This window comes from Dorea sp. 210702-DFI.3.17 (assembly GCF_020560825.1).
Taxonomy (GTDB): domain Bacteria; phylum Bacillota; class Clostridia; order Lachnospirales; family Lachnospiraceae; genus Dorea; species Dorea formicigenerans.
Window position 1 is genome coordinate 1 of the sequence record NZ_JAJCNB010000050.1, and the last position, 11,836, is coordinate 11,836.

An 11,836-nucleotide genomic window follows, 5' to 3' on the forward strand; every position below is an offset into this window, starting at 1 on the left:
TGTTCCGAAGAATGAGATTAGAGAACATTTGCGCTGCCCCCTCCCAGTTGCGCCAGAGGGAGAAATTTGAAACATCCCACGATGCGGAGTTACGGCTGTTTTATGCCGCCCGCCGTATTTTGAAAGAAAAACTGGACGGAAAACCCATTGCCCTGAAAGCATGGAAACAGGAATACGCACAGTTAAAAACAGAGTATGCCGAACTGTCTCCGCAGCACAAGCCACTCCGGGAGGAAGTCATACGGCTACGGCAGGTGCAGAACGCCGTAGATACCGCACTGCGCCGGAGGGAGCAGCCACAGGCAGTACAGAGAAAGAAACATGAGATGGAGCTATGATATAACCGGCAGCTTTACCGCTACCAGTATTTTTATGGAGGGAGCATTTGTATGTATTTGAAGCGGTGAAACAGTCTGTTACCACCCGGCAGGCTGCTTCATTCTATGGAATCCGGGTGGGGAGAAACGGCATGGTCTGCTGTCCATTCCACAATGACCGCACGCCCAGCATGAAAGTGGACAGCCGCTTTTACTGCTTCGGCTGCGGGGCTTCCGGGGATGTGATCGACTTTGCCGCTTTGCTGCATGGATTGGGGAAACGGGAAGCTGCGGTCAGGCTTGCGGAGGACTTCGGCGTTTCCTATGAGAAATCCGGCAATGCGCCGCCAGATAGGAAGCGTCACAACAGGTCACAGCCCCGACAAAAATCAGCGGAGCAGAGATTTCAGGAAACGGAACGGTATTGTTTCCGGGTGCTATGCGATTATCTGCGCCTGCTGGAGCATTGGAAAACAGCACACGCCCCACAGCCGCAGGATGCCATCTGGCATCCTCTTTTTGTGGAAGCGTTGCAGAGGATAAGCTACACAGAATACCTTTTGGATATTTTGTTATACGGAGAAATAGAAGAAAAAGCGGCATTGATCGCCGCACAGGGAAAGGAGGTGTTGCGGCTTGAACAGCGAATTTCAGAGCTTGCCGCCGGAAACGCAGGAAGCGGTCAAAAGGACGATGGACACAATGGAACCGGCGCAGACACCGGCAGAAATCCGGGAAACATTAGAGGGGACGCAGAAAGGCGGCGTGAAGAACAGCATCCGAAACTGCCTGACGGTGTTCCAGCGTGACCCTCTGTTTCGCGGGGCGCTGCGCCTGAACCTTTTGACGGAGCAGATTGACATTGTGAAGCCGCTGGGCTGGGAGCGCACCAGTACCACGCTGACCGACATGGACATGAACTACCTGCTTTTGTATCTGGAAGAAAATTACGGGCTTACCAGCGAGAAAAAGGTGCAGAGCGCCATCAAGATTATTGCCAATGAAAACCGCTACCATCCAGTCAGGGATTACCTGAACAGCCTGCAATGGGACGGCACAGAGCGCATCCGTTACGCCCTGCATCACTTTCTGGGAGCCGATACGGACGAATACACCTATGAAGCCTTGAAACTGTTCCTGATGGGAGCCATCCGGCGGGTATTCAGACCGGGGAGCAAGTTTGAGGTCATGCTCTGTCTGGTTGGTGGTCAGGGAGCCGGGAAATCTACCTTTTTCCGGCTGCTGGCAGGCAGGGACGAATGGTTTTCAGACGATTTGAAAAAGCTGGACGATGAAAATGTGTACCGCAAGCTGCAAGGGCATTGGATTATCGAGATGTCGGAGATGATTGCCACAGCCAACGCCAAGAGTATTGAGGAAATCAAGTCATTCTTAAGCCGCCAGAAAGAAACCTACAAAGTGCCGTATGAGACACATCCGGCAGACCGGCTGCGGCAATGTGTATTTGGAGGGACGACCAACCGGCAGGACTTTTTGCCCCGTGACCGCACCGGCAACCGGCGCTTTCTCCCCGTGACGGTGTACCCGGAACGGGCGGAGGTTCACATACTGGACGATGAAGCGGCGGCGAGGGCGTATATCGAACAGATGTGGGCGGAAGCCATGACGGTTTATCGCAGTGGGAAGTATAAGCTGTCATTCAGCATGGAAATGAACCGATACCTGAACGCCCACCAGCAGGACTTTATGCAGGAAGACACACAGGCCGGCATGATCTACGCCTATTTGGAGGACTACACCGGCGACAGGGTATGTTCCAAGCAGCTTTATGAGGAAGCGCTGGGGAACTTAAATTCCCCGGCAGACTGGGAGACACGGGCAATCTGCGAGATTATGAATACCGGCATTGCGGGCGGCATCATACAGGGCTGGGTAGCCTACAAAAGCCCGAAGCGGTATAAGAAATACGGTTCTCAAAAAGGCTGGGAGCGTGTCAACCAAGCTCCGCCGGAGGGGGACGGTTTTCAGGAAATCACGGAAGAAGAAGCCCGGCAAATGGAACTTCCATTCTGAAAAGCCACCGGTTGACAGTTTGGTTGACGCTTTGGTTGACAGCCGGTTGACGGGGAAAAGCCTGATATTTGGGGCATTTCTCTCCTTTGTCAACCATGTCAACCAAGAAATCAAAGAAAAAGTAAAAAGTAATAATAGAGCGCCTATGGATTGTTTTCAAAGTCTTTTCTGCCGGTTGACACGGTTTGGTTGACACGGAGACAGTCTGCGGCTGTACACCTGTCTGACATTCCCTTGTCGGGCATATTTCATTTATGGAGGTAACTGCCTATGGCAAAAAGCAAAAACGAGAGCAATAACAAAAACAGCGGCACCCTGCTTACCGAAAAAGACGGCACCCAGTATTTTGTCATGGGGAAAGTCCGTATCAAGGTATCGGAGCATTTCGCACAGGATGGGAAGCCGCTTGACAGCCTGCTGGAAGATGTGATCCAGCACGCTGCCGCCGCTTCCTGAAAAAATACGGAATAACGACTGTCAATCAGCCCACGCTTATGATATACTTGTACCAGCGAGTATTGTATAAGCGTGGGTTGTTTCTTTTAGAAGGAGGATTTTTAACCGTGAAACAACCATACAATACAACGATTTATAACACTGCACTATATTTGAGATTGAGCCGTGACGATGAATTACAGGGGGAAAGCGGCAGTATCCAGACCCAGCGCATGATGCTTAGACAGTATGCCGCAGAGCATGGGCTGACCGTTGTAGACGAGTACATTGACGACGGATGGAGTGGGACAAATTTCGAGCGTCCAAGTTTCCAAAGGATGATTGATGACATCGAAGACGGGAAAATCAACTGCGTTGTCACAAAGGACTTATCCCGTCTGGGAAGAAACTATATCCTGACCGGTCAGTACACGGAAATCTATTTCCCCAGCAAGGGAGTACGCTACATTGCCATCAATGACAATGTGGACACCATCAACGGAGAAAGCGAGCTTGCACCGTTCTTAAACATCCTGAATGAAATGCACGCCCGACAGACCAGCAAAAAGGTCAAGGCTGCCATGCACACAAGATTTGCCAATGGCGCACACTATGGAGCCTATGCACCGCTGGGCTATGTAAAAGACCCGGACAAAAAAGGTCATCTTCTGATCGACCCGGAAACACGCTGGATTGTAGAGAAGATTTTTGACCTTGCTGTACACGGGCGTGGAGCCGCCAGCATTACACGGATTCTGGTGGAGGAAAAAGTACCTACCCCCGGCTGGCTGAACTATGAAAGATACGGGACTTTCGCCAATATCTACGCCGGTGCGCCCGCAGAAAAAGCCTATGCGTGGACGATAGCACAGGTCAAGAGCATTTTGAAAGAGGAAACCTACATCGGTCACAGCATTCACAACAAGCAGAGCAACATTTCATTCAAGAACAAGAAAAAGGTGCGGAAGCCGCAGGAAGAATGGTATCGTGTGGAAAATACCCACGAAGCCATCATTTCTGAAGAAGTGTTCCAAAAAGTTCAGGAGCTGATTGCAAGCAGACGCAGGAAACGCAGAAACGGTACGACACAGATTTTCGCAGGATTGATAAAATGTGCAGACTGCGGATGGTCTTTAGCCTATGGGGAAAACAAGCAGAATAAGAACCCATACGGGTACTACCATTGCAGCAAGAACGGGCAGGGATTACGCCAGTGTTCCATGCACTATATCCGCTATGATGTACTGTATGCCTATGTGCTTGCAAGACTGCAATACTGGTCTATGCTGGCACAGAAAGACGAGGACAAGCTGCTGAAACGCCTGCTCAATGCCAACGACAGGGAAAGAAACTCTGCGAAGAAAAAGCAGGCTGCGGAGCTGAAAAAGGCAGAGAAGCGTAAAGCCGAGGTTGACGGGCTGTTTGCTAAAATGTATGAGGACTGGTCTGCCGGACGCATAACCGAGTATAACTTCAATATGCTGTCCGAGAAGTACCAGAACGAGCAAAAGGAGCTTGAAACAAAAATAAGACAGCTTTACGAAACGATGGAAGCCGCCGTACAGACCGCAGCGGATGCTGAAAAGTGGATTGCCCTGATGAAACAGTATGTCAACCCTGTGGAGCTGACCGCCGAACTTCTGAACACTCTAATTGAAAAAATAACCGTCCACGAAGCTGTCAAGGGCGAGGACGGAAGCCGTGAGCAGGAAGTAGAAATCTACTACCGCTTCATCGGCAAAATCGACTGACCTTTCTTTTTTACCCAACAATATCTTTAATTAAGGGAGACGGGTGACAGATATCCTGATTTGCTTACAACAAAGAAAATATCTCAGATTCTGGATGTAAGTCTTGACGATCTACTGGCTGGAAAAGATATGGTAAAATTGGTAGAAAGAAATCCTGTAATAGAAAAAAAGAGTGCAAATTATATAATGATTGCTCTCTATGCGTTTATTGTATTCTCATTCTTAATTACAATAATTGATATGATAATTAGGTTTCCGCTGCAATCACAGGCAGTTGGTTACAGTGATATTCAGCTTATTGTGATTAATATATTGGGAATAATCATTCAGATTGTATTTTTTACTTATGGATTATATCAAGCTGTAAAGGGCACATTATCTCCAAAAAGGATGGGGGTTGTTATTGTAGCGTATTTTGGTGCAATGTGTATAACAGGATCTGAAAATATTATTAGATATGCAACATGGCAACTTGTTTGTGTTGGAATTGCTTTAATAATTCCAAGCATCATAGGTGCTATTGCATCCTTTTGCTATTTTATACGTTGTAAGAATGATAAGATATGGTCGCGTTTGATTTCGGTGGCAGCAATCTGGGGAATTATCCGAATTGTAATCAATAATTATCAGATGATTAGGTATGCAGAACAGTATTTGTCGATGAACACCACAGTAAGATTAGTATTACAAATGGCCATCTATGGATTGATTCTATATCAAACATTTACGTTGACCAAGAAGCGAAAGAATGCTATAGAGATTAGCAATACAGAAAAGCAAAAAAATTTGATTGACTAAAAACCGTAGTCACAATATAATATATGTAGGAGAGAAGCCTGCGTAAGCGAAGTAAAAGTAGACGGGACAGCCTACTTCCTGATTGGGGGCAAATAATAGCCATTGAAGATTGACCGGTGTATTCCGATCCGCTGTCCATATTAAGAGATTAGGCGTCTGTGAAATATCAGACGCTTTTCTTTTACATGAGAATAAGGAGGAGAGAGGTGTTACATAGCAACGATTTATTAACAATCGAAACTATGCCATCTTGGTCTGATATAAGCCTGGCTCTGTATAAAGAGTTTTCAGAACAATACTTGATTCCAACGATATTTCGATACTATCTAGAAAATGGAGAGATTATAGATGTTCGTTTTGAGGAATGGGCAAGCTATCATATTCTTGGAATACAGCATATTAATGGAAAGATTTCTAAAACGAAATTCTTTGAAGAAATCGAAAACGGACTTGATTTAGATTCATTCATGGAGAATAAAAAACTAAAAAAGCGTTTGAATGATTTTAAACATAGAATTCGAATGTTTGGATGTATATATCAGATCATGAAAGATGAGAAGGGTTAATCCCAATACGAATAGAAAAATTGGAAATAATTCGAGACGGTGAGATTGTTGAGACGATAGTACATAAATAAAAGCCAGATACCATTTCTGATACCTGGCTGTGAAGAGAAGTGCTCAGTTGTTTTAGGATGCTGTGGGTTTGCAGCAAGTATGCAGCACACATATCCGCAAAGCCTTATTTTATGAGCTTCCACAGTTTCGCAAACGTTAATTGTTTGGAACAACAGAATGGAATTATTTGTTTGTGCTGTCTGCATCAATTACAGACTGAATCTGTTTCATCAAAGTATCATAGTTATCTTGATTATCAATTCCGCCGAGCATCGGATCACCTACAATATTCCCATTTCTATCGACCAGTATTGTTGTAGGAAATGCCATAATATCGGACGCATATTTCCCTGCATCTGAAGAAGAGTCAATGGAAAGATTGCGATATTTAGCACCCTGCTTTTCGAGAATAGTCTTTGCTTCTTTTATAGCAGTTTTGTTTCCGTCGAAGGTTTCTGTGTTGATACCTACAACTTCTCCACCCATTGATTTGATTGCGTCGTTTAATTCGTTAAGTTTAGATAATTCGGCAACACAAGGTTTGCAGCCGGTGAACCAGAAATTGATGACAGTTACTGCATTTTTGGAAAACAGGCTTTCATCAACAGAATTCCCATCATAATCCTGACCAGAGAAATTCTTGAAAGGAGATGCGTCTTTGGAACTGTTTTTCTGATCGGTGTTATCAGATCCTGTATTTTTCTTTTCAATCTCAGCGATTTGTTCCTCGATTTTTCGGATAGCTTCAATATCAGCGGTAAGTGTTTTCAGCTCGTCATCTGTAAAAGACTCCTTGTTTGATTCAATAGTGTCAGCCAGATAATCCGCATAATTTCCATTTGGATCCGCAGCACTTTTACTCATCATGCCAAATGCCTTGTTCCATACATCTTCATGATCTGCGAAGATCTGATTTTCCTGCTGATATAAATCATTCAGTTTAGAGTTGGAATCGTCTGCAGATTCTGAGCCGGATTCAGTCTTGGTATTCTGAGATTTTTCTGTGCCGGCAGTTCCTTTCCCGCTACATGCTGTAAATAATAATGCTATGCAAAGTGTTAAAATAGAGAGAAATGTTCTTTTTGTTTTCATAAATAATTGCTCCTTAAAATAATAGTAATAAAATTAATAGTTACCGGTTGGTTATGGTTGATTGCTGCTGTTCTTTTTTGGGGCATGTTTTTCCCAGAAACTGATATTGGATCGCATCTTTTGGACAAGCCTTGATGCAAGCCCCGCATCGTATACATTCTGGATGATTTGGAGTCTTGCACACATCAATATCCATTTTACATGCCTTTGAACACAGATTGCATCCGACACATTTGCTGCCTTCGACCTTAATATTAAGAAAGCTGATCTTATTAAATAATGAATAGATCGCTCCAAGAGGACAGATCCATTTACAGAACGGCCTGTAAAACAAAATACTCAACACAACAACTGTAATTAAAATAAGGCATTTAAAAGAAAAAAGTGTTCCAAGTGCAGACCTTATAGCAGTATTTCCAAGTGACAGTGGTATGGCTCCTTCCAAAACACCTTGTGGGCAAATGTATTTACAGAAGAATGGATCCCCCATCCCTATAGAGTTCGTTACAAACAATGGCAGAAGAATAACGAAAACAATGAGGATTATATATTTCAGGTATCTTAGCGGTTTCAGCCGGGCTGTGGAAAATTTTTTCCCGGGGATTTTATGAAGTAAATCCTGAAACCAGCCAAACGGGCATAAAAAACCACAGATAAATCTTCCGAGTGTCACACCGAGCAGAATGAAAAAACCGGTTATGTAGTATGAAAATTTAAATCTGGAGGATCCGATAACCGCCTGAAAGGCTCCAATGGGGCAGGCTCCTGTCGCAGCAGGACAGGAATAGCAGTTTAATCCCGGCACACATACAGTTTTGATATTGCCTTGATATATTTTACCCTTAAATAAATTGGGAATATGAATATTGGTAAGTAATGTGGCAACTGCCTGTATCCATCCTCGTATTTTGGCAACTCTTTTTGATAATAATTTCGTTTTCTTATCCAATTCCAACACACTCCAGACATAATTTTATTGCTTTGCCGAGCACGACATCTCCTTCACCTCTGAACGCACCATAGCAAATCATAGAGATACCCGTGATGAGCATTACAAATTGAGATATTTTTCTGCACTTCAAGATTTTGTTACTCCTTTCGTTTGTTGTATTTGTTGACCAGCTGACTTCAGTATTATACAATAGTTGGTGTGAAATTTTCGTTAAGAAGCAGGTGGAATGATTTTGAGATTATTAATAGTTGAAGATGAAAAACAAATATGTGATGCAATTGCGAAAAGTCTGTATGATGCCGGGTATGAGGTGGATACTTGTTATGATGGGGAAGAAGCGCTGGAATGCATTCTGACAGAGAATTATGATTTGGTTGTTCTGGATCTGAATCTGCCAGGCATGGATGGGATGGAAATCCTAAAGGAACTAAGACAGAGCAATGAGGAGACAAAGGTTCTTATATTATCGGCAAGAGGGCAGATTGCAGATAAGGTCGAAGGGCTGGATGCAGGTGCGAATGATTATATGGAAAAGCCGTTCCATCTACAGGAGCTTGAGGCTCGTATCAGAAGTCTGACAAGAAGGAAATTTGTACAAAAGGATGTATGCCTGGAAAGCGGCGATATTAAGTTTGACACGATAAAGCGTGAGGCATATGCAAAGGAAATAAAGATTTCCCTGACAAGAAAAGAAAAAGGTATTTTGGAATATCTGCTTCTTAATCTGGGCAGACCGGTAAGCCAGGAGGAATTGATGGAGCATGTCTGGGATGCTTCCGTGGATAGCTTTAGTGGAGCTATCCGAGTACATATGTCTTCACTAAGAAGAAAGCTTAAAGCAGTGCTTGGACATGATGTAATCATGAACAAGGTGGGAGAAGGGTATAAAATACGAGAGGAGTCCGATCGATGAAAAAGATGTCACTGCAGTGGAGACTTACCTGTATCACTACATTGTGTATTGCAATCATATGTGGGTGTCTGACGATGTTTGTCTATAAAAATGGTGTGTATTATATAGATTCTTTGCAGAAGGCTGTTAATGCGCAGGGCGATGATAGTGCAGACAATAGTGGGAATGATTCAGAAGAAATATATATTAGCATACCAGAGGATAAGTGGGATGAGTTTGCAAATGATTTTTCTGTTCAAGTGTACAATAATAAAGAAGACTACAGAAAAAACAGTTTGATAATTTCAGCTTTATTGGCGATTCTTGGCGGGGTAGCTACATATTTTATAAGTGGACACGCACTCAAACCACTCCGTGAGTTTTCTGATAAAATAGAAGAGGTGCAGATACAAAATCTGGCAGACTCGCGAATCGAAGAAAGCAAGATTAAAGAACTGAATCAGCTTAGTGTTTCATATAACAAGATGCTTGAACGCCTTCAGGATGCATTTGAGGTACAGAGACAATTTACTGCAAATGCAGCACATGAGCTTCGCACCCCATTATCTTTAATGCAGGTACAGCTTGATCTATATCATTCCACCCAGCATCCAGGCAGTGATGCAGACACCTTACAGATGATAAAGATGGTGACGGAACAAAATGACAGGCTAAGCAAGATGGTAAAGACACTTCTCGATATGAGTGAGCTTCAGACGGTAGGCCGGGATGAACAAATTATCATGGATGACCTTGTTGATGAGGTGTTGGAGGATTTGGAACCTCTTGCACAGGAAAAGAATATAAAACTTATTGGGAAATGTAAGGATATAACGATGGTTGGAAGTGATATCCTTATTTACAGGCTGGTATATAATCTTGTTGAAAATGCTATAAAATATAATCATTCAGGTGGACAGGTTACAGTAACTGCATATAAGGAGCAAAAACACATTTACCTGTCAGTAGCGGATACAGGAAGTGGAATCCCGAAAGAGCTCAGGGAGCGTGTATTTGAACCATTCTTTCGCGTGGATAAGTCCAGAAGCCGAAAGCTTGGCGGTGTAGGACTGGGACTTGCACTGGTCCATGAGATCGTGAGAGTGCATGATGGCAGTATTACAGTTAAGTCCAATCCGTCGGGAGGTACAATCCTTGAGGTGATTTTCAATCAGTAATAGAATGAACAATTATTGAGGTGATTTTCAATCAGTAATAAAATGAACAATTATTGAGGTGATTTTTAATCGTAATAAAATGAACAATTTTTGCAGATAAAGGAGAAAGTAAAAATGAGTATTTTAAATGTTGAACATCTTACCCATGGCTTTGGTGACAGGGCAATTTTCTCAGATGTTTCATTCCGTCTTTTAAAAGGGGAACATATCGGACTTGTAGGAGCTAACGGTGAAGGGAAGTCCACATTTATGAATATTGTGACTGGAAAGCTGATGCCGGATGAAGGAAAAGTAGAATGGTCAAAGAATGTCCATGCAGGATATCTGGATCAGCATGCAGTACTGGAAAAGGGAATGACGATCGGCGGCGTATTAAAGTCAGCATTTGATCCACTTCTTCAAAAAGAGCAGCGCATGAATGAAATCTGTGACCAGCTTGGAGATGCAGATTCAGAGCAGATGGAGCAGTTGATGGAAGAACTGGGAACGATTCAGGATGAGCTGACTTTACATGATTTCTACACCATCGATGCAAAAGTAGAAGAGGTAGCAAGAGCACTTGGACTTCTGGATCTCGGACTGGAACGCGATGTCACAGATTTAAGCGGAGGTCAGAGAACGAAAGTGTTGCTGGCAAAATTATTACTTGAAAAGCCGGATATTCTGCTTCTTGATGAGCCGACCAATTATCTGGACGAAGAGCACATTGCATGGCTGAAGCGCTATCTTTTGGATTATGAAAATGCATTTATCCTGATTTCACATGACATTCCATTCTTAAATGAAGTGGTTAACATCATTTACCATATGGAAAATCAGGAATTGAACCGTTATGTAGGAGATTATGAACATTTCCAGGAAGTCTACGCAGTAAAGAAAGCACAGCTTGAAGCTGCATATCGCCGTCAACAGCAGGAAATCAGTGAACTTAAAGACTTTGTTGCGCGCAACAAAGCACGCGTATCGACACGAAATATGGCCATGTCCCGCCAGAAGAAGCTGGACAAAATGGATGTCATCGAACTGGCAGCAGAAAAACCAAAGCCGGAATTTCATTTCCGCTATGGAAAGACACCAGGAAAATTTCTTTTTGAAACACATGATCTTGTGACAGGATATGATGAGCCATTGTCAAAACCATTAAACCTGAGCATGGAGCGTGGACAGAAGATTGCTCTTGTAGGAACCAATGGTATCGGAAAGACAACACTTTTAAAAAGTATTCTGGGACTCATTCCATCTCTGTCCGGAACATGCGAACTGGGAGAAAATCTGGAAATCGGATACTTTGAACAAGAAGTAAAAGGAGAGAACCGCACGACCTGTATCGAAGAAATCTGGCAGGAATTCCCTTCATTTAGCCAGTATGAAGTGCGTTCCGCTCTGGCAAAATGCGGACTTACAACAAAACATATCGAAAGTCAGGTGCGAGTATTAAGTGGAGGAGAACAAGCAAAAGTACGCCTCTGTAAACTCATTAACAGAGACACGAATATCCTGCTTCTGGACGAGCCGACCAACCATCTGGATGTAGATGCCAAAGACTCCCTGAAAAAAGCATTACAGGAATATCGCGGCAGTATACTCTTAATCTGTCATGAGCCGGAATTCTATCAGGACGTGGTGAATGAAGTGTGGGATATGAGTAAGTGGACAACGAAAGTGTTCTAAAAGGGACACCGATAATGAATGATGGGGACGTAGTACTTTTAAAGTTCAATGTCATTAAGTTAAGGATAAAATTGTAATTATTGAGGCTTTGACACTTCT

The 11,836-nt window shown here is 43.5% G+C and carries 12 protein-coding genes and 1 pseudogene; 10 read left to right on the top strand and 3 right to left on the bottom strand.

The window, feature by feature from the left end:
- The 7 genes and pseudogenes from LI149_RS14230 to LI149_RS14260 all read left to right on the top strand — a co-directional run.
- Window positions 1-338, top strand: a pseudogene (locus LI149_RS14230) (hypothetical protein); the annotation flags it as partial.
- A gap of 47 nt (window positions 339-385) precedes the next feature.
- The gene (locus LI149_RS14235; RefSeq protein WP_227143537.1) at window positions 386-1,126 is read left to right on the top strand and encodes a CHC2 zinc finger domain-containing protein; all 741 of its coding nucleotides are present in this window, start codon (window positions 386-388) and stop codon (window positions 1,124-1,126) included.
- Window positions 1,011-2,351, top strand: coding sequence for a virulence-associated E family protein (locus LI149_RS14240; RefSeq protein WP_227143538.1), 1,341 nt, complete (start codon window positions 1,011-1,013; stop codon window positions 2,349-2,351). The genes LI149_RS14235 and LI149_RS14240 overlap by 116 nt, the downstream gene beginning before the upstream one ends.
- A 270-nt stretch (window positions 2,352-2,621) precedes the next feature.
- Entirely contained in the window at window positions 2,622-2,807 is a 186-nt protein-coding gene (locus LI149_RS14245) for a hypothetical protein (protein ID WP_004849804.1), read from the top strand.
- A 107-nt stretch (window positions 2,808-2,914) separates the two neighbouring features.
- Window positions 2,915-4,537, top strand: coding sequence for a recombinase family protein (locus LI149_RS14250; protein ID WP_227143539.1), 1,623 nt, complete (start codon window positions 2,915-2,917; stop codon window positions 4,535-4,537).
- A 60-nt stretch (window positions 4,538-4,597) separates the two neighbouring features.
- The gene (locus LI149_RS14255; protein WP_227143540.1) at window positions 4,598-5,335 is read left to right on the top strand and encodes a hypothetical protein; all 738 of its coding nucleotides are present in this window, start codon (window positions 4,598-4,600) and stop codon (window positions 5,333-5,335) included.
- Window positions 5,336-5,541: 206 nt separating this feature from the next.
- Window positions 5,542-5,901 (top strand): hypothetical protein, encoded by a 360-nt coding sequence (locus LI149_RS14260; RefSeq protein WP_227143541.1) that lies wholly within the window; start codon window positions 5,542-5,544, stop codon window positions 5,899-5,901.
- Between the two features lie 234 nt (window positions 5,902-6,135).
- Here the strand turns inward: LI149_RS14260 and LI149_RS14265 are convergent, their stop codons facing one another.
- From LI149_RS14265 to LI149_RS14275, 3 genes are read right to left on the bottom strand one after another with little or no spacing between them, the layout of a single operon-like run.
- A complete protein-coding gene (locus LI149_RS14265; RefSeq protein ID WP_227143542.1) occupies window positions 6,136-7,044 on the bottom strand; it encodes a TlpA disulfide reductase family protein in 909 nt (302 codons plus the stop codon).
- Between the two features lie 40 nt (window positions 7,045-7,084).
- Window positions 7,085-7,993 carry a 4Fe-4S binding protein gene (locus tag LI149_RS14270; RefSeq protein WP_227143543.1) on the bottom strand — a complete coding sequence of 303 codons (909 nt, stop codon included), beginning with the start codon at window positions 7,991-7,993 and terminating at the stop codon, window positions 7,085-7,087.
- Window positions 7,986-8,096 (bottom strand): CD1871A family CXXC motif-containing protein, encoded by a 111-nt coding sequence (locus tag LI149_RS14275; RefSeq protein ID WP_173785556.1) that lies wholly within the window; start codon window positions 8,094-8,096, stop codon window positions 7,986-7,988. The genes LI149_RS14270 and LI149_RS14275 overlap by 8 nt, the downstream gene beginning before the upstream one ends.
- A 126-nt stretch (window positions 8,097-8,222) precedes the next feature.
- Between LI149_RS14275 and LI149_RS14280 the strand changes: the two genes are divergently transcribed.
- From LI149_RS14280 to LI149_RS14290, 3 genes are all read left to right on the top strand, one after another.
- Complete coding sequence (locus LI149_RS14280) at window positions 8,223-8,909, top strand: response regulator transcription factor (protein WP_005335748.1); 687 nt, start codon at window positions 8,223-8,225, stop codon at window positions 8,907-8,909.
- A complete protein-coding gene (locus LI149_RS14285; protein ID WP_117657561.1) occupies window positions 8,906-10,066 on the top strand; it encodes a cell wall metabolism sensor histidine kinase WalK in 1,161 nt (386 codons plus the stop codon). Before LI149_RS14280 ends, LI149_RS14285 begins: the two co-directional genes overlap by 4 nt.
- A 114-nt stretch (window positions 10,067-10,180) precedes the next feature.
- The gene (locus LI149_RS14290) at window positions 10,181-11,737 is read left to right on the top strand and encodes an ABC-F family ATP-binding cassette domain-containing protein (protein ID WP_227143544.1); all 1,557 of its coding nucleotides are present in this window, start codon (window positions 10,181-10,183) and stop codon (window positions 11,735-11,737) included.
- Window positions 11,738-11,836 lie beyond the last annotated feature (99 nt).